The organism is Youngiibacter multivorans, from assembly GCF_017873395.1.
GTDB lineage: Bacteria > Bacillota > Clostridia > Clostridiales > Clostridiaceae > Youngiibacter > Youngiibacter multivorans.
This window is the reverse complement of the sequence record NZ_JAGGKC010000032.1, coordinates 1-19,826: the sequence shown is the minus strand read 5'-3', so window position 1 is coordinate 19,826 and position 19,826 is coordinate 1. Positions and strand designations below refer to the sequence as shown.

The window sequence follows — 19,826 nt, the reverse complement described above, 5'->3', positions numbered from 1 at the left end:
TCATTCCTCCCTGAACAATCTTATTCTTTCTAGCAATTCCCTGATTTCGCTGAATACACGGCGATATACGAATTCATCCATACCGTATGGATCGATTATGTCGCCCTTTGATCCTGCAAGCTCCTTCAGTGTCCTCACATTGTCCATTCCGTAAAGCCCTGACAGTTCGCGCTTGTGGGCTTCAGTCATTGCAATGACAATATCCGCCTCATTGATGTCCGAGTAAGTGACTTGCTCGGCTATCCTGTTCTCATCGAAGCCATACTCCCTTTTCAGAACCCTCAGCGCATTCGCCTCAATCCTGTCTCCGTGTCTTGTATGAAGTCCCCTTGATTCGGCATGGTGATTTTTGTACATCTCATTGAAGATTACCTCTGCCATGGGACTTCTGCATGTATTTCCGGTACAAACGAATAGAACTTTCATCTGCTTACACCTCGATAATGTTGAATCCCGCAGCTTTTGAAAGCCGGTTCATGACAGCAGCACCCAGACCTTCTTCTTTAACCGCTTCAGAAAGAATTATATCACAGCTTAAGTCATCGAAGGACCTCAGAGCCTCGAAAAGCAGCCTGGCATTCTCATGCGGTCTGTCTTCGCTGCCCATTCCTATGAAGATCGCGTTGCCGCCATCAAAAACATATTCTGCTGCCCTTTGGGATGGAGCAAGTATTCCTACCTTCTTTCCGTCCCTCATATAATTCTGCACCAGTGTACGGATTTTTTCAACAACTTTGTTCTTTTCACCCTTTATTATGATGATGGGAGCCTTTGGCGAATAATGCCTGTATTTCATACCGGGGGCCTTGGGACCTTCGTCAGAGCCTGCTCTGGTGAAGGATTCCATGTATTCGATGGAAGGATCCACCTCATTCAGCATCTCAAGTGTTATTCCGCCAGGCCTCAGAACCCTTGGGGGAACTACAGTGTAATCCACTATGGTTGACTCAAGTCCTACTGTACTTCTGCCGCCTCCGATAATCATGTCCACCTTGCCATCGAGGTCCTCGACACATCTCTCGTAGGTAGTAGGGCTCGGACGCCCTGAAATATTGGCGGAAGGGGCGGCAACCGGCCTTCCGAGCCTTCTTATGATTTCAAGGGCCAATGGCTCGTCTGGCATCCTTATGCCTATGGTATCAAGTCCTGCACTTGTCCTTTCAGGAATAATGTCTTTCTTCCTGAGTATCACAGTCAGCGGACCCGGCCAATATCTGTCCATGAGCTCCCGGGCTTTCAGAGGAATCTTATCAGCATATTCTTCAAGGTTCCTGTCAGAGACGTGGATAATAAGCGGATTGTCCTGAGGTCTCCCCTTTGCCCTGAATATGCCTTCCACAGCCTCTGAATCAAGGGCGTCAGCCCCAAGTCCATAGACAGTCTCTGTGGGGAATGCAACAGTCCCTCCCCGCCTCAGGACATCAGCGGCAGCCTCAAGAAGCTGTTCCTTCACAGCAGGCTCAATATCTTCAGTTATCCTGACCTTAATAGTTTCCATAAGTATCTCCACAGACAGGGCTCAATCAGTTGTCCCTGTCCCCCATGGCCTTAAGCTTCTCAGCCTGGTCATAGTTTATCAGCGCGCTTATCATCTCTTCAATATCACCATTCATGAAGGTATCAAGCTTGTACAGTGTAAGGTTTATCCTATGGTCGGTTACCCTTCCCTGTGGATAGTTGTATGTCCTTATCCTCTCAGACCTGTCTCCGGTTCCGACCTGGCTCTTCCTCTCGTCGGCTATGCCCTTGGCCCTTTCCTGCTCTGCCCTCTCGAAAAGTCTTGACCTGAGTATGTTTATAGCCTTGTCCTTGTTCTTGAGCTGGGATTTCTCATCCTGAACGGCAACTACCAATCCGGATGGCAGATGCGTAACCCTGACTGCCGAGTCTGTCGTATTGACCGACTGTCCACCATTTCCTGATGACCTGTAGACGTCAATCCTCAGGTCGTTGGGGTCAATCTGGACATCAACTTCATCAACCTCAGGCAAAACCGCAACTGTAGCAGTGGAGGTATGCACCCTTCCGCTCGATTCAGTGTCAGGAACCCTCTGCACCCTGTGCACTCCTGATTCGTACTTGAGCTGCGAGTATGCTCCCTGACCCTTTAACAGGAACACCACTTCCTTGTATCCTCCGATGTCGGTCTCATTGAGGCTCATTATCTCGACCTTCCATCTTCTGGATTCAGCGTATTTTGAGTACATCCTGAAAAGGTTATAGGAAAACAGTGCAGCTTCATCTCCGCCTGCTCCACCCCTTATCTCCACAAATACGTTCTTGTCATCATTCGGGTCCTTCGGAAGCAGCATTATCTGAAGGTCGCTCTCTATCTTCTGCATTCCTTCCCTGTTGCTCTTCATGTCTTCCTGGATCATCTCACGCATCTCCTGGTCATCCTCTATCTCGAGCATGTCCATATTATTTGCGAGCTCCTGTTCCAGCTTCTTATACTCCCTGTACATCGTAACTACATTCTGCAGTTCAGCATGTTCCTTGACAAGCCTCTGCCACTCGGACTGGTTAGCCATAACTGAAGGATCACTTATCCTCAGTGTCAGCTCCTCATATTTTCCTTCTACAAAATTCAATCTTTCAAGCATTTCCTTACTCTCCTATCATATTGTTATTTTCAGATGTTCAAGAAAGGTCAGCTACGTTTCCGGAACGAGCTCGCCGAAAACAACCCTCGGTCTTCCCGACAGGTCCCTAAAAAGCTGTATTCCTTTGAATCCGTTCCTCTTCATTATATCCATGACCTCATCACCCTGATCGTATCCGATCTCAAATATCAGCACCCCACCCCTATTGAGATGGGAAATCGCATTTTCAGTTATTTTCCTGTAGAAGTCCAGTCCGTCTTCCCCGCCATAAAGTGCGCCGTGGGGCTCAAAATCCGCAACATCCTTTGGCAGCTTCTCCATGTCCTCTCCGGAAATGTACGGAGGATTTGAAGCTATCAAATCGAAGCTTCCGCTGACACCTTCAAACAGGTCGGATACCACGAATTCTGCCCTGCCCTCAAGGCCAAGCATGAAGGCATTTTCCTTGGATACACCTATGGCTTCCTGACTTATGTCAGCAAGAACCACATGTGATCCACCAACGAATTTCGCTATTGAAAGCCCGATGGCTCCTGAACCGCAGCAGAGGTCGAGAACTTTTGCTTCCTTCCTGTCCCTCAGTATCTCAATGGACTTTTCCACCAGGACCTCAGTATCCGCCCTTGGAATCAAAACTGATTCAGAGACCCTGAAATCCATTCCCATGAACTCCTTCATGCCGGTTATATAGGCAATTGGCGTTCCTTTCTTCCTTCTTTCTATCGCTTCCCTGTACACCCATTCATGGGCTCTTGGTAATACGACATCCCTCTCAGTCATCACATAGATCGAATCCTTGCCAATCACATGAGCGAGAATGACCCTCGCATCGAGCATAGGGGTTTCACTTGTGGACTCAAGTTCCTTCCCCGCCCATAATAACATTTGTGCCACTGTCGCCATATCAGTTAAGCCCCTCAGCTTCCATCAGTGCCCTTATCCCGACCTCGATCATGTCATCAGTCGGTTCCTTTGTTGTCAGCCTCTGCAGCATCATCCCCGGATAGGCGATGATATCCCGCAGTGGTCCGCTTCCTTTTCCAAGCCACCGAATTATCTCATAAGTTATTCCTGAAACCAGAGGAAGAAGTGCCAGCCTCATTCCAATCCTCATAAGCGGAGTTGTCCAGCCAGTGAAAGAGAATATGAATATGCTGACTGCCATGACCAGAAACATGAAGTTTGTTCCGCATCTCGCATGATATCTTGTGCATGACCTTACATTTTCAACAGTCAGCGGCAGCTCCTGTTCATAGCAGGCAATTGCCTTGTGCTCTGCTCCATGGTATTGGAATACCCTGTATATATCCTTCATCAGGCTTATTCCAACAATGTACCCGATGAATATTGATATCCTGAGAACCGCTTCAACCAGGTTCAATCCCAAGTTCGAAAGTCCTTTGGACTTCAGAAGTCCGGTAATCAGCGTAGGGATTATGAAAAATATGAATATGCCTATGGCAAGGCTCACTGCGACAGTGACCCACTCGAGGAACTTTTCACCCTTTTCGCCGAATTTATCCTTCAGGAAGCTTTCGAACCTTGTCGGCTCTTCATCCTGTCCGAATACCGATGCTGAGAAATTAAGGCTCTCCATTCCAATTGCCATTGAATCCACAAGCGCTACCGCACCTCTTACCACAGGCAACTTGAAGAAACTGTATTTCTTGGACAGAGGCAGCTTGTTTGACCTCTCCACGAGAATCTCTCCTCCAGGAGTCCTTACTGCCGTCGCTATTCCAGTTGCGCCCCTCATCATGACGCCTTCTATGACGGCTTGTCCGCCAACCTTGACATTTCTCATCCGATCTCCTTTTTCCTTTTCTTTTCCTCGTACTTCTTCCTAAGCTTGAAGTAGCACTCCGGACAGAGAGACTGGTACTCAACCTCTCCTCCCATGTCTATGGCAACCTGTTCGCCCTCAAAGACAAACTCGCCGTTGACCTTTCTGCCATTCAGAAGCGCCTTCTTTCCGCATGTGCAGATTGTCTTCATTTCCTCTATGCTGTGTGCAAGAAGTAAAAGCCTTTCGCTTCCCTCAAAGCCGTTCATAAGAAAATCCGTCCTGAGTCCGTAACATATTACGGGTACGTTCAGTATGACAGCCACCTTGAGCAGCTGGTCTATTTGTTTCTTCTTAAGGAACTGTACTTCATCCACAAGGATGCAATGTACCTTTCCTTCTTCCTGTATCCACTTCTCAGTCACGTCATACAGGTCGTCATCAACCCTCACTGCGTAGTCGGCATCCCTCGTGACCCCAAGCCTTGAAACCAGCTTCTCTCCACCCTTGGAATCCATCATAGGCTTGAATATCTTGACCTTCATGCCTCTCTCTTCGTAATTATGTGCGACCTGCATAAGGCTGGTCGATTTTCCTGAATTCATAGCTCCATACCTGAAATAAAGCTTCCCCATTAAAAATTCCCCTCCTGCCATATTTCGTCATCTATTATAGCATGAGAGACTGACCTATTCCATAATATTCTTGACTATGCCAATTGACAATGCTAGAATTGAATAGTTAAAAAGGTTTATGACCGTAATTGAAAGGTGTGAAAAAATTGAAAGAAGGCATACATCCAAAGTACAACTCTGAAGTTGTCGTTAAGTGCGCATGTGGAAACACTTTCACCACTGGTTCCGTAAAGAACGAGCTGAAGGTGGAAATATGCTCCCAGTGCCATCCATTCTTCACTGGAAAGCAGAAGATTGTTGATGTCGGCGGTAGGGTTGACAGATTCAAGAAGAAATTCAACCTCAAGAGTGAAGAATAAGATTTTCACAACCTAAAAAGGACCCACGGGTCCTTTTTTTGCTGAGTAAAGCCCGCAGATCAGACTGCGGGCTTTTTCTATTTGTCGAACACCCCTGTTTTCTTTATTGTCTCAACAAACTCCCTGTTATTGGTTGTTGTTGAAAGGAGCTTGATCAGGTCCTCAGTTACCTTGTCAACGCTGCTCTCCCTGTACATCTGACGCCTGAGTCCAAGGGAGATGTTGTACTCATCCTCTGTGAGAAGTGCCTTCTCTTTCCTTGTTCCTGACTTGTATATGTCAATCGCAGGGAAAATCCTTCTCTCCTGAAGTCTTCTGTCAAGATGGACCTCCATGTTACCTGTTCCCTTGAATTCCTCGAAAATCATGTCATCCATCCTGGAACCAGTCTCAACAAGAGCTGTTGCCAGAATGGTCAGGCTTCCGCCCTCTTCCATGTTCCTTGCAGCACCGAAGAACTTCTTTGGCATGATAAGAGCAGCCGGGTCTAGTCCGCCTGAAAGTGTCCTGCCAGAAGGATTGACAGTAAGGTTGTATGCTCTCGCAAGCCTTGTCAGGGAATCCATAAGTATAACGACATCCTGCTTCTGCTCAACCATCCTCTTTGCCCTTTCAAGAACCATCCTTGAAACCTTCGTATGGTGGTCCGGTTCCTCGTCAAATGTCGAGTAGATGACTTCTCCCTTCACGCTTCTCTGAATATCAGTAACCTCTTCAGGACGCTCATCTATAAGAAGCACTATCAGCTTTATCTCCGGATGGTTTACAACTATGTTCTGCGCTATCTTCTTCATTATCGTTGTCTTGCCTGCTTTTGGAGGTGCAACGATCAGACCTCTCTGACCCTTACCAATAGGGCTGAGGATATCCATTATCCTGGTAGTAAGGTCGCCTTCACCTTCCACCTCAAGTTTTATCTTCTTTTCAGGGTATATTGGGGTCAGCCTGTCAAAATAAGGTCTTCTTACAGCCTTCTCAGGGTCCTCACCGTTTATCTTCTCTATGAAGGTTAAAGCGGAAAACTTTTCACCCTCCCTCGGGCTCCTTCCATAGCCTCTGACCTGGTCTCCTGTCCTCAGGTCAAATCTCCTTATCTGACTAGGGGAGACATAGACGTCGTTGGGGCTCGTAAGATAGTTCTCACCCCTAAGGAATCCAAAGCTGTTCATCTCAAGCATCTCAAGAACACCAACGACATCAGTCTCATTCGAATACTTCTGTCTCTTTTCGTTGTCCTGCCTGTCGTAATCCCTTTCCGGCATCCTTCTTATGGTTTCTGCAATGGGCTTTGCTGGCTCAATAATAGCCGGAGCCTCTTCTGCTTTTGCTTCATCAGCAGCTTCATTTATTTCATTGACTGCTGTAATCTTCTGTTCTTCAACTGAAGCGGAATCTTCTACTGGAGCCGCTAATTCATCAGCAACATCCCCTGAATCCTTTAATACGTCCATAAGTTCATGCTTCCTGAATTTCTGGATGTTCTTTATTCCCTTTTCCTTTGCAATCGCTCTTAATTCGACGAGAGACAGCTCTTCCAGATTAATCTGCAAATACATCACTCCTTTACCTTTTATATTCGGAATTTATTGTTATGATTCCCATCTTGAGAATACTGATAGACAATCGGATATCTAAAATGACAATCCATACTGGATCAATAGAATCTACGATTTGAATGCTTGCTGGAACTAAAGAGAATTTCTTTTCCTACTATTTATTATAGGCCAAGAAAAATTAATTATACAGTATTCCGAAAAAAAATGGAATACTCAAGCTCTTTCATCACTACCTATGCACTACCTATGAATATCTAGCCAAAGGTAAAATAATTTGATTTCGCAGGATGTATGTGATAAATATACATTAGGTTGAAAACGATAATATCAGAAGGAAGCGACTAGGAGGTTTTCATTGAAATCTTTTGCAAAATACGAGAATAAAAGAAATTCAATTAATCTGGAGCAGTACTCATATTATGTTACATATTACAAATACAATTGGCACAAGGACATTGAGCTGCTGATCCTTCTGAATGGCGAGATTGAAGTAAACAAGAACGGAGAGAGCCACATACTTTCCAAAGGCGATGTCATTCTGATCAACTCAAACATCGGTCATGCCACAATGGCCAGAAAGCCGGATTCCATCGCAATGGTAATTCATTTTGATCCTGTTTACTTCTCAACTTGGATAAAGGACTACAAAAATATCCATATTAGATGTATTTCTGATGGAACCACGAAGAATCTTCCAATTTTTAGGCGTATCTATAGAACCGTTCTTAAAATGGCTACTTTCGCTGACCGTGATTCAGAAATTGAAACTATGATATACGAATCATTGTTCCATCAGCTTATGGGCGACATCATGCAGAACTTCCCTGTTGAATGGATCTCACAGCTTGATTCAAGCGTAATGTCAAAAAACGAGAATGTCATCAGGATAGTGGATTATCTGAACCATCATTTCAGGGAGAAGATAACTCTGGATGACCTGACTAACGTGACTGGATACAATAAAAGCTACATATCTCAAATAATCAAGCAGAAGCTTGGCATAAACTATTACGAATATCTGACGAGAGTCAGAATGAGGGAGGCTATTTTTGCTCTTACCAACACAGATCAGAAAGTATCCGACATAGCATATGTAAACGGCTTTTCGGATATCAAGGCATTCAACACCGCATTTAGAGAACGGTTCGGCAAAACTCCCACCGAATATAGGAAAATGATCATAAACAGAAACAGTCTTGAAAGCAAGGATGACAAGATCTACACAGATCCAGTTTTACTTAAGCAGATTGTCACTGACGAACTTAGCAGTAAAGAACATAATTTCGAATTCGGACCCCCTGAAAATATCTTAAAAACAAAAAAGGTGTTAGAGGGTGAGGTAGATGAAATAGCCAGGGAGCTTCGCGGAACACTCGAGAAACTAAAAAAGATAAAATCAAAAATAATATAATCCAAAATATGGACTACCCGATTTTTTTGATAAAATTATTGGTCCCAAAATGGGAATCAATCATTCGAACCCAGATGTTAGAACGCATGCGGGAATAACATTCTGGGTTTTTTTACTGCCAATAATTGAATAATCTAAGACTGGAAGCGTCAATGGACACTTCTGGCCAAAAATTATGACAGCAAAAATCGGATAGTGCAATTGATTACATTCCCTTAATATGCAATTAAGACGTCTGATAAATTTAGGGGGAATAATAATGAGTCCACAGATTATCACACTTATTTTCTTGGTTTTTGCAATTGTAATGTTCGCATGGGAAAAACTGCCATTATCCATCACTGCCATGATTGTAGCAATCGGCCTGACTTTAACCGGAGTACTTAAGCCCTCAGATGCGTTTGCAGGCTTTGTCAATAGCAATGTACTCCTGTTCATGGGAATGTTCATTGTTGGAGCGGCTTTCTTTGATACAGGAATGGCTCAGAAGGTTGGAGGTCTGGTAACCAGATTCGCCAAGACTGAGAGACAGCTTATAGTTGCAGTAATGGTCATCACAGGACTGATGTCAGGTGTACTTTCCAATACAGGAACTGCTGCCGTGCTTATACCAGTTATCATCGGTATTTCTGCGAAGTCCGGCTTTGCCAGGTCAAAGCTGATGATTCCTTTGGTTCTTGCTGCCGCAATGGGTGGAAACCTGAGTCTCATCGGGGCTCCGGGAAACATGATTGCACAGTCTGCTCTGGAAGGGCTTGGCATGAAGTTCGGATTTTTCGAGTATGCCAAGGTTGGTCTTCCTATACTGGTAATAGGAATAATCTACTTCGCGCTGATTGGCTATAAGCTCCTTCCAGACCATAAGGATGCTGAACTGGATAAAGATTCTGTTTTTGCAAGACATGATGATTATAGTAATGTCCCGGTATGGAAGCAGTATTTTTCTCTGATTGTTCTGGTTCTGACGGTAATTGCAATGATTTTTGAAGAGCAGATAGGAATCAAGCTGTATGTATCAGCCTGGATTGGAGCCTTGGTTCTTGTAGCATCAGGGGTGCTTACCGAGAAAAAGGCCATGAAGTCCATAGACATGAATACAATATTGTTGTTTGTAGGATCGCTTGCTTTGGCAAAGGCCCTAGAAACCTCAGGAGCTGGTGAATATATTGCTGACACAATCATCAAAACTCTTGGAACCAATCCATCCCCGCTAATATTACTCTTTGTGGTATTGCTGCTGTCCTCAGTAATGACAAACTTCATGTCGAACACAGCTACCACAGCACTTCTTGTCCCAATAAGCCTTTCGCTGGCAAACGCAATGGGTGCGGATCCTAGAGCTGTACTGATGGCTACTGTAATTGGCGGATCCATGGCATATGCTACACCAATCGGAATGCCCGCAAACACAATGGTTTACGGAATCGGGGGCTATAAGTTCAAGGACTATGTTAAGGTTGGAGTCCCACTGATCATAGTTTCATTAGTTGTTTCAATGATTCTGCTGCCAATCCTGTTCCCTTTCTATCCAAACTAAAGTTAAAAGGAGATTGTTATGAGTAAAGTCGATGATGTCAAAAAACTGACAGATCTTATGTCAAAATTCATATCGCTGGTAAGCTACAAATTGCCGGATGATGTGGAAAACAAGCTGAAAGAATTGAAGCAGGAGGAGACAGGCGAACTGGCAACGATAATATATGCTACTATGGAAGAGAACCAGAAGCTTGCCTTAAAATTCAAGAGACCTTCATGTCAGGATACTGGTGTGCTGCAGTTTTTCGTAAAGTGCGGCCAGAACTTCCCGCTTATCGGTCAGCTGAACCAGATCCTAAGGGACGCAACCTACAAATCGACCATGGAAACACCACTCAGGCACAATTCAGTTGAGACCTTCGATGAATACAACACAAAGAAGAACATCGGCAAAGGTACACCTAGTGTATTCTGGGAGATTGAGGAAGATAGCGACAATGTTGAAATATACACTTATATGGCAGGCGGCGGATGCTCATTGCCAGGAGTAGCAACTGTGCTTATGCCAGGAGAAGGCTATGAAGGTGTAGTCAAATTTGTCCTTGACAGGATGACCAGCTATGGACTCAATGCCTGCCCTCCCCTCCTTGTAGGAGTTGGAGTTGGAACATCTGTGGAAACAGCTGCAATGAATTCCAAGCTCGCTCTCATGAGACCGGTAGGAAGCCATAATGACAATGCAAACGCAGCCAAACTGGAAAGGCTTCTCGAGGACGGTATCAATGCCATAGGCCTCGGTCCCCAGGGACTTAAAGGCAAGAAATCAGTTATGGGAGTCAATGTGGTGAATACTGCGAGGCATCCTTCGACCATCGGTGTAGCAGTTAACACAGGCTGCTGGTCACACCGCAGGGGGCTGATTGTATTTGATAAGGATCTGAACTATAAAATCACCACACATGAGGGGGCAGAGTTATGAAGAATGTACTCACGACTCCAATAAAGGACGAAGATCTTAAGGATCTGAAAATTGGGGACATAATATATCTCACAGGAACTATTGTAACCTGCAGGGATGTTGCTCACCGCAGACTTATCGAGGAGCACATAGAGCTTCCAGTGGACCTTAATGGCCTGGCAATATTCCATGCGGGTCCAATAGTGAAGGACCATGGCAACAACAAGTACGAGATGATATCCATAGGGCCTACAACAAGTATGCGAATGGAGAAGTTCGAAAAAGAATTCATAGAGCAGACAGGTGTAAAGCTGATTGTCGGAAAAGGCGGAATGGGTAAGAATACTGAAGAAGGCTGCAAAGAACATAAAGCAATCCATCTTGTATATCCTGCAGGAAATGCAGTATATGCCGCCAACACTGTAGAATACATCAAAGAGGTCCACTGGACCGATCTTGGAATGCCGGAGTCCCTTTGGGTGTGTCAAGTCAAAGAGTTTGGACCACTCATTGTATCCATAGACACAGAGGGAAACAACATCTTTGAAGAGAACAAAATTGAATTCAACAAAAGAAAAGAAGAGCAATATGAAAAAATTGCCAAGGAAGTACGATTCATAAAATAGCAATCTGCTGAAAGGTCCACGTCAAAAGACTGGACCTTTTATTCAGGACATCCATAGGAGGAAAACAAATCATGACGAAAGTACTGCTCAACGACCTGACGGTTCGAGACGGTAACCAAAGTCTATTGGCCACAAGGATGGAAAAAGAGGATATTATCCGACTTGTGGAAAAGCTGGACAAGGTAGGTTACAACGCTCTTGAGGTCTGGGGTGGCGCAACCTTCGACACTGCGCTTAGGTTCCTCAGGGAAAGCCCCTGGGAAATCCTTCGGGAAATCCGAAAAGCCGCCAAGAACACAAAGCTTTCAATGCTGCTTAGAGGCCAGAACCTGGTTGGTTACAGATTATACGACAATGAAACCCTTGAAAGGTTCATAAGACTTTCGATTGAGAACGGTATTGACATAATCCGTGTTTTTGACGCCTTAAACGACATGAACAACATCGAGTACCCTGTTAAATATATAAAGAAATATGGCGGTCACTGCCAATGCGCCATCAGCTATACCGTTAGTCCCGTACACACAGAGTCATATTTTGTGGACCTGGTGAAACAAATGGCAGAGATGGGTGCAGATTCCATCTGCATAAAGGACATGGCAGGAATACTTATGCCTGATGCGGCCTACAGCCTTGTTAAAGCACTAAAGGCCGTTACAGAACTTCCAATCAACATTCATAGCCATACTACAGCCGGATTAACGAACCTGGTTATGCTCCGGGCTATGGAGGCTGGTGTCGACATAGTGGATACAGCCATTTCACCATTTTCTGGCGGAACAAGCCATATAGCTGCAGAAACTATTATCGAATCAGCGGAATATATAGGAAAACAGGTTGCATACAGCGAAGAAGGCCTTGATGAAGCATATGAGCTTGCTGATAAGGTGGCTCAGAAATATATCGACAGCAACCAGTACAATGCCCGCGCACTAGTCATTAACCCAAAGATACTGCAGTACGAAGTTCCTGGCGGCATGCTATCAAACCTTATGAGCCAGCTTCAGGACCAGAACATGTTCCATAAGCTGAATGAGGTAATGAGGGAAATCCCGGTAGTCAGAAAAGATATGGGATACCCGCCTCTGGTCACTCCCCTATCCCAAATGGTTGGAACTCAGGCAATGCTGAATGTGCTGAGGGGGGAACGCTACGCCATGGTTCCAAATGAAATCAAGGAATATCTCAGGGGAAGTTATGGAAAATCCCCCGCACAGGTTGATCCTGCAGTTAGAGCCAAAATTCTTGGTGACGAGCCCGAAATCAAGCCCAGGGCCATTTCGGAACTGACTCCTGTTTTTGCAGAAGCCACCAGGGAACTGAGCGATAAGCTCGGAAGAGAGGCATTGGAAGAAGAGGTTCTTTCGTATATTCTCTTCCCTCAATTTGCTGTGCTGGTCAATGAAAAAGAATCCCGGGACAATAAAGCCCAGGAATCGAACACAAATGAAGTGATAGAATTCGAAATGTTCATTGAAAGGTAGGAGAACCATGGATATAGCAAATTTCTCGTTAATGGATGGCATCAGACTCTCCATCTTTGCAATGCTGGTGGTGTTTCTTATCCTTGTGCTGCTTCAATTTATCATCTATTCGTTCAAGTTCCTTCCCAAGGACTTGGGCATTAAAAAAAGCGAAGTATCAAATCCATCAGGTACAGTACCATCCATAAATTCTCAAGATGAGGATGAAATGGTTGCTATGCTTATGGCTTCAATTCTAGCTAAAGATGATATGAAGGGAAATATCAGAATCAAATCCATAAAAAGAATCAGTTAAGGAGAATACGAATGAAAACCTATAAGATTAAAGTCAATGGAAAAGAATATGTGGTAGAAGTGGAAGAGGTAGCTGCCGGAACCATGCCAAGTAATCCTCAGTACGTTTCCACACCAGCTGGAGCAACTGATTCAAGGGTGGAAGCCCCCCTGCAGGGTAATGTACTGTCGGTGAAAACCCCAGTAGGTACCCATGTCAAAAGAGGCCAGGTTCTGCTTATTCTGGAGGCAATGAAGCTGGAGAATGAAATAGTTGCACCTTCTGACGGTACCATAACTTCAGTCAATGTTAAAGAAGGTCAGGTAGTTGACAGCGGTACCCTTCTCATGACAATTGATACTAAGTAGGTGACAGGATGTTAGATATTCTAAAGGATTTCCTGTCTACAAGCGGAATTGTCGCCATGACCGGGCAGGATCTCATCATGATCGGTATATCGCTATTCTTCCTATATCTCGCAATCTACAAGAAGTACGAACCATACCTGCTGCTTCCCATCGCTTTTGGCATGCTTCTGGTAAACCTTCCCTTGAACGGGCTAATGTCAGATGGAGGACTGCTGAAAACCCTATACAAAGGTATAGAGTATGGGATCTATCCTCCGCTTATTTTCCTTGGTGTTGGAGCTGCCACTGATTTCGGCCCGCTAATTGCAAATCCAAAGAGCATGCTACTGGGTGCGGCAGCTCAGCTTGGAATATTCATCGCTTTTCTGGGTGCCCTGGCTTTAGGATATACGGCGTTGGAAGCATCTTCCATAGGAATCATAGGCGGTGCTGACGGTCCTACTGCCATTTATCTAACCAGCAAGCTGGCTGACCATATGCTCGGCCCCATCGCTCTGGCGGCTTATTCATATATGGCTCTTGTTCCAGTCATTCAACCACCCATAATCAAAGCGCTTACAACAAAGGAAGAGCGCCAGATCAAGATGAAGCAGCTCAGACCTGTCTCAAGGCTTGAAAAGATTCTTTTCCCTATAGTTGTCACAATAGTTGTGATCCTTCTTGTTCCAAGTGCTTCACCACTAGTCGGAATGCTGATGTTCGGAAACCTCATCAAGGAGACAGGAGTAGTACCTAATCTGGTTGAAGTAGCCAAGAACGCCCTTATGTATGGAGTCACCATCTTGATTGGGCTAACAGTCGGCGCAAAGGCAGATGCAGCAACCCTTCTCAATCCAAAGACGCTTGGCATAATAGCTCTGGGCTTGCTGGCATTCTCAATCGGTACCGCTGGAGGCGTGCTGTTCGGAAAGTTGATGTGCAAAGTCACCAAAGGACAGATAAATCCCATGATCGGAGCAGCCGGTGTATCTGCTGTGCCCATGGCGGCAAGGGTTGTGCAGAAGGTTGGGCAGGAAGAGGATCCTACGAACTTTCTTCTGATGCATGCCATGGGACCAAATGTAGCTGGTGTCATAGGATCCGCTATTGCTGCAGGAGTTCTATTGAATTTCTTTGGTTGATAAAAAAATTTAACCGAGCAGATAGAAGTCAGGAATATCCCTGACTTCTTTGCTTTCTCAGACTGATGCAGTTTGGTTTGTTTTGCATCCTTGTATAAAATGTGAATGAGCTAATTATGATTTCCAATCCTGACTTTATTGCCAACAACCTGAATAGCCTAAAGATTCATATGAATAGGATATGGCCCAGACTTTTAGTCCGGGCCATATCCTAAATCCTATTTTTCAAGCGATGCCTTGATGAAGTCTACGAACAATGGGTGTGGATTGTTCGGTCTGCTCTTCAGCTCCGGATGGAACTGGGTAGCTACGAACCACTTGTGGTCCGGAATCTCTATGATCTCAACGAGCCTTTCATCAGGGCTCAGGCCAGCAAATACCATGCCCTTAGCCTCGAAATCAGCCCTATAAACATTATTGAACTCATATCTGTGTCTGTGTCTCTCATAAATGAGGTCTTTGCCGTAGGCAACCCTGGTGAATGTGCCGTCCTTTATCTTTGCTGGATACAGGCCGAGCCTCATGGTTCCTCCCATCTCGCTTATATCCTTCTGTTCAGGCATGAGGTCGATTACCGGATACTTGGTATCAGGATCAATTTCAGAAGTGTTAGCGCATTCCAGGCCGAGTACGTTCCTGCCGAATTCAATGACTGCAGTCTGCATTCCAAGGCAAATCCCCAGGAACGGGACATTATTTTCCCTCGCGAACCTTACTGCCTCTATCTTGCCCTCGACTCCTCTGTAGCCGAAGCCTCCTGGAACCAGTATGCCGTCTACATCGTCTAGGTAGTCCGCTGCATTCTCGCTTGTCAGGTCGTTGGAGTTCACCCACTTGATGTCAACGGAGGAATCGTTCTTCAGTCCTCCATGACCGAGTGCTTCGACAACTGAAAGATATGCATCATGAAGCTCCACGTACTTTCCTACGAGTGCTATCCTTGTATTTTTCTTTGGATTCTTCAGTCTTTCGACCATATCCTCCCACTTTGAATTGTCGATGGTTCCGCAATTCAGTCCGAGCTTTTCACAGACAAGGGTATCAAGTCCTTCCTTATGGAGCATCAGAGGAACCTCATACAGGTTCTCTGCATCAAGGTTCTGGATTACAGCCCTTCCCTCGATGTTGCAGAACAGGCCTATCTTGCTCTTTAGGTCAGATGAAAGTTCCTTCTCAGACCTCGCCACGATAATATCAGGCTGAATTCCTATGCTCCTGAGTTCCTTTACGGAGTGCTGGGTAGGCTTTGTCTTGAGCTCTCCTGCTTTTCCGAGGAAAGGAACCAGAGTCACATGAATGAACAGCACGTTATCCATTCCCGCATCATACTTTATCTGTCTTATAGCCTCAAGGAATGGCTGTGACTCGATGTCGCCGACGGTACCGCCGATTTCAGTGATTACAACATCGACATCTGTCTCCTTTGAGACCCTTATGACCCTTTCCTTGATTTCGTTGGTAATATGGGGAATTACCTGAACCGTGCCTCCGAGATATTCTCCCTTTCTTTCCTTGCTTATTACACTGTGATAAATCTTACCTGTAGTAACATTGCTGCTTTTTGAAAGGTTCTCATCTATGAACCTCTCATAGTGTCCAAGATCGAGGTCCGTCTCTGCTCCGTCATCTGTAACGAAAACTTCCCCATGCTGGTATGGGCTCATTGTTCCCGGGTCCACGTTCAGGTAAGGGTCGAATTTCTGTATGGATACCTTGAGTCCTCTGTTCTTAAGTAGCCTTCCAAGCGATGCTGCAGTTATTCCCTTACCTAGCGACGACACGACTCCACCAGTGACAAAGATAAATTTAGTACTTTTCATGACAAACCTCCAAAAAAGATGTTGACAGTATCATTGCATTTGGTATAATAGTAATTACCCTCTAATTAGAATGGGCGTATTATTTGATCAAATAAATAATAGTAATAGTAACACACATTTACCATGTGTGCTACTATTATTTTTTTCTATTTTGTTTTATTTTTTTCAGCTCTTAACTATCCTTATGGACATGTCGTTCTTATCCTTGTAATCGCCCTTGACTTCCAGGTCATATCGCACAAGGATGTCATATCCGTTTTCGACCTTCCTGATGTCAAGCTTCTCTGTAGATACCTCCATGGCTATGGTTCCGTACTGCATCTTGTACAGAATGCTGTCTATGTAGCCTTCCTTGAACTTCAGCCTTGCATTGAGGTTTCCGGTCCTGACTATCTCCATATGGTCATTGTAGATGTTTATCCTCGTTCTTATGCCTTCCATGCCGGTTAGGTCACTCTCGTCGTATTCAACTACTGAGTGCTCCTTGCCTTCAGAAAACGAACCCTTGTATACAACCTCAATCGGCTCTTCATCAGGTTTCTTGTTGATGATGTATATAGTTGCCTTGCCCATCTCCCACCCCGCATATTGTTAGGTTTATCTTATATTTTGTTTAAGCTTCCGAATATCGAAATCCTCTATGCTATAATTATAACAGAAAACATCACAGGTGTACGGCAAAAGGAGTGTTCCTCATGAGGGCATTGATACTTACTGTATCCGCAGGCAGTGGCCACAACAAAGCTGCGGAAGCCATAAAAGAGGCTGTCCTCAGGAATGAACCAGGTTCAGAGGTCAGGGTGATCAATACAATAAAATACATCAGCCCCACGCTGGACAAGCTGGTTATCGGCACGTACCTGAAAAGCATCAAGTACTACCCGGTATTCTTCAAGTACCTTTATAAATATGCCGACAACAGGGAGTCCATTGCCGTAACGAGGCTTTGGTATGAATATGTGACAAAGGGACTTATACCGACCATTGAGGAATTCGAACCTGACGTCATCGTTGCCACCCACCCCTTCACATCACAAGTCCTTTCCATGCTGAAGAAAAACCATAACCTCATGAAACCAGGCTGTGTTGTCATGACAGACTTCGGAGCACATTCATTCTGGGTACACAGGAACATTGAAGCCTATGTCGTATCTAATGATGACATGATAGATGAGCTCAAGGAAAGAGGCATTGAGGAAGACAGCATATACGTATTGGGGATTCCGACAGGAAGGAAATTCTCGCAGCATCCTGAGAGGTCTGAAACCTTGAAGGAAATGGGACTTTTGGACAAGCGGACCATAACCGTCATGGGAGGAAGCCTTGGACTAGGCAACATAGAGAGCATTGTAAGGGAGCTTCAGTCAATGGATTGCGACTTTCAGCTTATAGTGATCTCCGGCGGAAACCTCAAGCTGCACGAGAAGATGACCGAACTCAATGAAGCTTCAGAGAAAAAATTCCTTAACCTCACATTTGTTGACAACATGGATGATATCCTGAGGATCACTGACCTCCTGGTGACAAAACCAGGTGGATTGACCGTGGCTGAGAGCTTCGTGACAGGTACACCGCTAGCCATATTCTCGGCGGTTCCAGGACAGGAAGCCCAGAATGCATCCTATCTCCTGAAGCATGACCTGGCTATCGATATAGGTGCAGGCATAGACTGCAGGGAAACCATCTGCAGCCTCATGAAGGACGAAATGAGACTATTAAGGATGAAAGCAAGGTCAAGGGACCAATCAAAACCAAATGCCTCAGACGACGTGTATGCGCTCCTGAAGAGGCTGGCCACAAAAAAAGAAGCGATAATATAAAGGACCCGGATTCGGGTCCTTTATATTATCTCGTCTTCGTAAGTATGACTTCTCGGTACTTGTCCTTGAAAAACCCTTCGGCCCTCCCGGCATCCTCAGCATTTTTAAATATTCCGTACACTGTAGGCCCGCTACCGCTCATCAGAGTACCAATGGCATCATGCTCAGAAAGCGACTCTTTTATGGTCTTTAGTATCGGGTGCTTCCTGAGAGTCACATTCTCAAGCAGATTCCTCATGTTGTATGCAACGGCGTCAAGGTCCCTTCTCTCCATGGCAGAAATAAGTCTTCTTGTGGATACGTGTCTCTTGACCTTGTCTATCTCGAATCCCATGTATGCATCCTTTGTTGAGACTCCGAATGCAGGCTTTACCAGAAGGACGTCTATTCCAGAAAATGACTTCAGCGGTTTCACAATTTCCCCTATGCCACTGCAAAGGGCGGTCCCTCCAACGAGGCAGTACGGAACGTCAGCACCTACCTTTAGTCCGAGACCCATCATCTCCTCCTGCGACAATCCGAGAGCATATACCTCGTTCATTCCCCTGATAACCGCTGCAGCGTCTGTGGAGCCTCCGGCAAGTCCTGCAGCTACAGGTATGTTCTTCTCTATCGATATCCTTACTCCACCGTTTATGCCGCATCTTTCGATCATCATAGCTGCTGCCTTGTAGGCAGTGTTCTTGGCATTGCAGGGAATGTACTCCTTGTTGCAGGAAAGGGTTATCCCCTTATCCGCTTTATCAATCTCTACCACATCATGCAGCTCGATTTCCTGCATGACCATTTCAAGAAGATGGTACCCATCCTCCCTCTTTCCGACGATATCAAGGGACAGATTGATTTTCGCGTGCGCTTCAAGCCTCATCTTCGGTATCTCCTTCCGGTATCGGTGCCAATGACACCACTTCAGACTAATCTACCTAGAATTATATCCCAAAAATAGAAAGAAGGCACCCGGATTGTTATCCGGAATGCCTTTAGTTCTTGTATAACAGCTGAACTGTCTTTGTAAGCACATCAGAGTAGCTGAATGTAACAGTCCCCTTGCTTTCGTTGTCCAGTCTTACTAGAAAAATACTGGAATAAGCCTGTTCGATTATGCCGGTACTCTCGTATATCTTCCGTCTGCCAACATTGGCTTTCAATTTGACGTTTTTTCCTACGTTGTTCGAGATTTCCTCACGTATGGCTTCAATGCTCTCTACGCTGGTGTTCCTGTCCATCAAACCACCTTCTTCCTGTACCATTATACCCCAAAGAAGTTCTTATGTCAAATTATAACTTTTAATATTATCACTGCCAATATACAGTGTCAATAGTCTTTGTTAACAATTCATTCATTTTTTAAAAATATTTTTCGGATATTTTTCCTTCAGTTTTTTTCATTAAGAAAGTAGGCCGACTTATTGCTAAGCCAGCCCCTTATCAAACCGCACGTGCGCTACTAACGCATACGGCTTACCAATTTGTATATCAATCAATGAACTCAGGTTAATGCAATTCTCTTTGCATTAGCCATTTTCCTTTTC

The 19,826-nt window shown here is 45.0% G+C and carries 21 protein-coding genes; 10 read left to right on the top strand and 11 right to left on the bottom strand.

Annotated elements, in window-relative coordinates; all coding sequences use genetic code 11:
• Genes J2Z34_RS15130 through J2Z34_RS15105 form a run of 6 tightly spaced genes read right to left on the bottom strand, consistent with a single transcriptional unit; the run spans position 1 to position 5,021 of the window.
• A complete protein-coding gene (locus J2Z34_RS15130) occupies positions 1-426 on the bottom strand; it encodes an arsenate reductase/protein-tyrosine-phosphatase family protein (protein WP_209460711.1) in 426 nt (141 codons plus the stop codon).
• A 4-nt stretch (positions 427-430) separates the two neighbouring features.
• A complete protein-coding gene (locus J2Z34_RS15125; protein WP_425348056.1) occupies positions 431-1,489 on the bottom strand; it encodes an L-threonylcarbamoyladenylate synthase in 1,059 nt (352 codons plus the stop codon).
• Positions 1,490-1,523: 34 nt separating this feature from the next.
• Positions 1,524-2,603, bottom strand: a complete 1,080-nt coding sequence (prfA, locus tag J2Z34_RS15120) for a peptide chain release factor 1 (RefSeq protein ID WP_209460709.1) — start codon at positions 2,601-2,603, stop codon at positions 1,524-1,526.
• A gap of 51 nt (positions 2,604-2,654) precedes the next feature.
• Positions 2,655-3,506, bottom strand: coding sequence for a peptide chain release factor N(5)-glutamine methyltransferase (prmC, locus tag J2Z34_RS15115; RefSeq protein WP_209460708.1), 852 nt, complete (start codon positions 3,504-3,506; stop codon positions 2,655-2,657).
• A gap of 1 nt (position 3,507) precedes the next feature.
• Positions 3,508-4,407, bottom strand: a complete 900-nt coding sequence (locus J2Z34_RS15110; RefSeq protein WP_209460707.1) for a DUF1385 domain-containing protein — start codon at positions 4,405-4,407, stop codon at positions 3,508-3,510.
• Positions 4,404-5,021 (bottom strand): thymidine kinase, encoded by a 618-nt coding sequence (locus tag J2Z34_RS15105; RefSeq protein WP_209460706.1) that lies wholly within the window; start codon positions 5,019-5,021, stop codon positions 4,404-4,406. The genes J2Z34_RS15110 and J2Z34_RS15105 overlap by 4 nt, the downstream gene beginning before the upstream one ends.
• Before the next feature lie 146 nt (positions 5,022-5,167).
• On the opposite strand from J2Z34_RS15105, the gene rpmE reads away from it, so the two are divergent.
• Positions 5,168-5,380: a 50S ribosomal protein L31 gene (gene rpmE, locus J2Z34_RS15100; protein ID WP_023387180.1), complete on the top strand. Its 213-nt coding sequence runs from the start codon at positions 5,168-5,170 to the stop codon at positions 5,378-5,380.
• A 77-nt stretch (positions 5,381-5,457) separates the two neighbouring features.
• Here rpmE and rho read toward each other — a convergent pair whose 3' ends face one another.
• Complete coding sequence (gene rho, locus J2Z34_RS15095) at positions 5,458-6,936, bottom strand: transcription termination factor Rho (protein WP_209460705.1); 1,479 nt, start codon at positions 6,934-6,936, stop codon at positions 5,458-5,460.
• Between the two features lie 355 nt (positions 6,937-7,291).
• Between rho and J2Z34_RS15090 the strand changes: the two genes are divergently transcribed.
• From J2Z34_RS15090 to J2Z34_RS15055, 8 genes are all read left to right on the top strand, one after another.
• Positions 7,292-8,347 carry an AraC family transcriptional regulator gene (locus tag J2Z34_RS15090; protein WP_209460704.1) on the top strand — a complete coding sequence of 352 codons (1,056 nt, stop codon included), beginning with the start codon at positions 7,292-7,294 and terminating at the stop codon, positions 8,345-8,347.
• Between the two features lie 259 nt (positions 8,348-8,606).
• The gene (locus J2Z34_RS15085) at positions 8,607-9,884 is read left to right on the top strand and encodes an SLC13 family permease (protein WP_209460703.1); all 1,278 of its coding nucleotides are present in this window, start codon (positions 8,607-8,609) and stop codon (positions 9,882-9,884) included.
• Between the two features lie 18 nt (positions 9,885-9,902).
• Positions 9,903-10,802 (top strand): L(+)-tartrate dehydratase subunit alpha, encoded by a 900-nt coding sequence (gene ttdA / locus J2Z34_RS15080; protein ID WP_209460702.1) that lies wholly within the window; start codon positions 9,903-9,905, stop codon positions 10,800-10,802.
• Entirely contained in the window at positions 10,799-11,407 is a 609-nt protein-coding gene (gene ttdB / locus J2Z34_RS15075) for a L(+)-tartrate dehydratase subunit beta (protein ID WP_209460701.1), read from the top strand. The genes ttdA and ttdB overlap by 4 nt, the downstream gene beginning before the upstream one ends.
• A gap of 71 nt (positions 11,408-11,478) precedes the next feature.
• Positions 11,479-12,891 (top strand): pyruvate carboxylase subunit B, encoded by a 1,413-nt coding sequence (locus J2Z34_RS15070; RefSeq protein ID WP_209460700.1) that lies wholly within the window; start codon positions 11,479-11,481, stop codon positions 12,889-12,891.
• Between the two features lie 7 nt (positions 12,892-12,898).
• Positions 12,899-13,186 (top strand): OadG family transporter subunit, encoded by a 288-nt coding sequence (locus J2Z34_RS15065; RefSeq protein WP_209460699.1) that lies wholly within the window; start codon positions 12,899-12,901, stop codon positions 13,184-13,186.
• An 11-nt stretch (positions 13,187-13,197) separates the two neighbouring features.
• On the top strand, positions 13,198-13,533 hold the full coding sequence (locus tag J2Z34_RS15060; RefSeq protein ID WP_209460698.1) for a biotin/lipoyl-containing protein: 336 nt from the start codon (positions 13,198-13,200) through the stop codon (positions 13,531-13,533).
• Positions 13,534-13,541: 8 nt separating this feature from the next.
• Entirely contained in the window at positions 13,542-14,654 is a 1,113-nt protein-coding gene (locus J2Z34_RS15055) for a sodium ion-translocating decarboxylase subunit beta (protein WP_209460697.1), read from the top strand.
• Positions 14,655-14,872: 218 nt separating this feature from the next.
• On the opposite strand, the gene J2Z34_RS15050 is transcribed toward J2Z34_RS15055, so the two are convergent.
• Together J2Z34_RS15050 and J2Z34_RS15045 are read right to left on the bottom strand one after the other, a co-directional pair.
• The gene (locus J2Z34_RS15050) at positions 14,873-16,474 is read right to left on the bottom strand and encodes a CTP synthase (RefSeq protein ID WP_209460696.1); all 1,602 of its coding nucleotides are present in this window, start codon (positions 16,472-16,474) and stop codon (positions 14,873-14,875) included.
• Between the two features lie 165 nt (positions 16,475-16,639).
• On the bottom strand, positions 16,640-17,047 hold the full coding sequence (locus J2Z34_RS15045; protein ID WP_209460695.1) for a YwiB family protein: 408 nt from the start codon (positions 17,045-17,047) through the stop codon (positions 16,640-16,642).
• A gap of 122 nt (positions 17,048-17,169) precedes the next feature.
• Between J2Z34_RS15045 and J2Z34_RS15040 the strand changes: the two genes are divergently transcribed.
• Entirely contained in the window at positions 17,170-18,294 is a 1,125-nt protein-coding gene (locus tag J2Z34_RS15040; protein ID WP_209460694.1) for an MGDG synthase family glycosyltransferase, read from the top strand.
• Positions 18,295-18,319: 25 nt separating this feature from the next.
• Here J2Z34_RS15040 and ispE read toward each other — a convergent pair whose 3' ends face one another.
• Positions 18,320-19,162 (bottom strand): 4-(cytidine 5'-diphospho)-2-C-methyl-D-erythritol kinase, encoded by an 843-nt coding sequence (ispE, locus tag J2Z34_RS15035; protein WP_209460693.1) that lies wholly within the window; start codon positions 19,160-19,162, stop codon positions 18,320-18,322.
• A gap of 112 nt (positions 19,163-19,274) precedes the next feature.
• A complete protein-coding gene (locus tag J2Z34_RS15030; RefSeq protein ID WP_023387166.1) occupies positions 19,275-19,520 on the bottom strand; it encodes a Veg family protein in 246 nt (81 codons plus the stop codon).
• Between the last annotated feature and the right edge of the window lie 306 nt (positions 19,521-19,826).

What these genes read in the sequence shown, in the direction of transcription:
- J2Z34_RS15130 (WP_209460711.1), bottom strand. Translation starts at nt 426, where the DNA reads ATGAAAGTTCTATTCGTTTGTACCGGAAATACATGCAGAAGTCCCATG.
- prfA (WP_209460709.1), bottom strand. Translation starts at nt 2,603, where the DNA reads ATGCTTGAAAGATTGAATTTTGTAGAAGGAAAATATGAGGAGCTGACA.
- prmC (WP_209460708.1), bottom strand. Translation starts at nt 3,506, where the DNA reads ATGGCGACAGTGGCACAAATGTTATTATGGGCGGGGAAGGAACTTGAG.
- J2Z34_RS15110 (WP_209460707.1), bottom strand. Translation starts at nt 4,407, where the DNA reads ATGAGAAATGTCAAGGTTGGCGGACAAGCCGTCATAGAAGGCGTCATG.
- J2Z34_RS15105 (WP_209460706.1), bottom strand. Translation starts at nt 5,021, where the DNA reads ATGGGGAAGCTTTATTTCAGGTATGGAGCTATGAATTCAGGAAAATCG.
- rho (WP_209460705.1), bottom strand. Translation starts at nt 6,936, where the DNA reads ATGTATTTGCAGATTAATCTGGAAGAGCTGTCTCTCGTCGAATTAAGA.
- J2Z34_RS15085 (WP_209460703.1), top strand. Translation starts at nt 8,607, where the DNA reads ATGAGTCCACAGATTATCACACTTATTTTCTTGGTTTTTGCAATTGTA.
- ttdA (WP_209460702.1), top strand. Translation starts at nt 9,903, where the DNA reads ATGAGTAAAGTCGATGATGTCAAAAAACTGACAGATCTTATGTCAAAA.
- ttdB (WP_209460701.1), top strand. Translation starts at nt 10,799, where the DNA reads ATGAAGAATGTACTCACGACTCCAATAAAGGACGAAGATCTTAAGGAT.
- J2Z34_RS15070 (WP_209460700.1), top strand. Translation starts at nt 11,479, where the DNA reads ATGACGAAAGTACTGCTCAACGACCTGACGGTTCGAGACGGTAACCAA.
- J2Z34_RS15065 (WP_209460699.1), top strand. Translation starts at nt 12,899, where the DNA reads ATGGATATAGCAAATTTCTCGTTAATGGATGGCATCAGACTCTCCATC.
- J2Z34_RS15060 (WP_209460698.1), top strand. Translation starts at nt 13,198, where the DNA reads ATGAAAACCTATAAGATTAAAGTCAATGGAAAAGAATATGTGGTAGAA.
- J2Z34_RS15055 (WP_209460697.1), top strand. Translation starts at nt 13,542, where the DNA reads ATGTTAGATATTCTAAAGGATTTCCTGTCTACAAGCGGAATTGTCGCC.
- J2Z34_RS15050 (WP_209460696.1), bottom strand. Translation starts at nt 16,474, where the DNA reads ATGAAAAGTACTAAATTTATCTTTGTCACTGGTGGAGTCGTGTCGTCG.
- J2Z34_RS15045 (WP_209460695.1), bottom strand. Translation starts at nt 17,047, where the DNA reads ATGGGCAAGGCAACTATATACATCATCAACAAGAAACCTGATGAAGAG.
- J2Z34_RS15040 (WP_209460694.1), top strand. Translation starts at nt 17,170, where the DNA reads ATGAGGGCATTGATACTTACTGTATCCGCAGGCAGTGGCCACAACAAA.
- ispE (WP_209460693.1), bottom strand. Translation starts at nt 19,162, where the DNA reads ATGAGGCTTGAAGCGCACGCGAAAATCAATCTGTCCCTTGATATCGTC.
- J2Z34_RS15030 (WP_023387166.1), bottom strand. Translation starts at nt 19,520, where the DNA reads ATGGACAGGAACACCAGCGTAGAGAGCATTGAAGCCATACGTGAGGAA.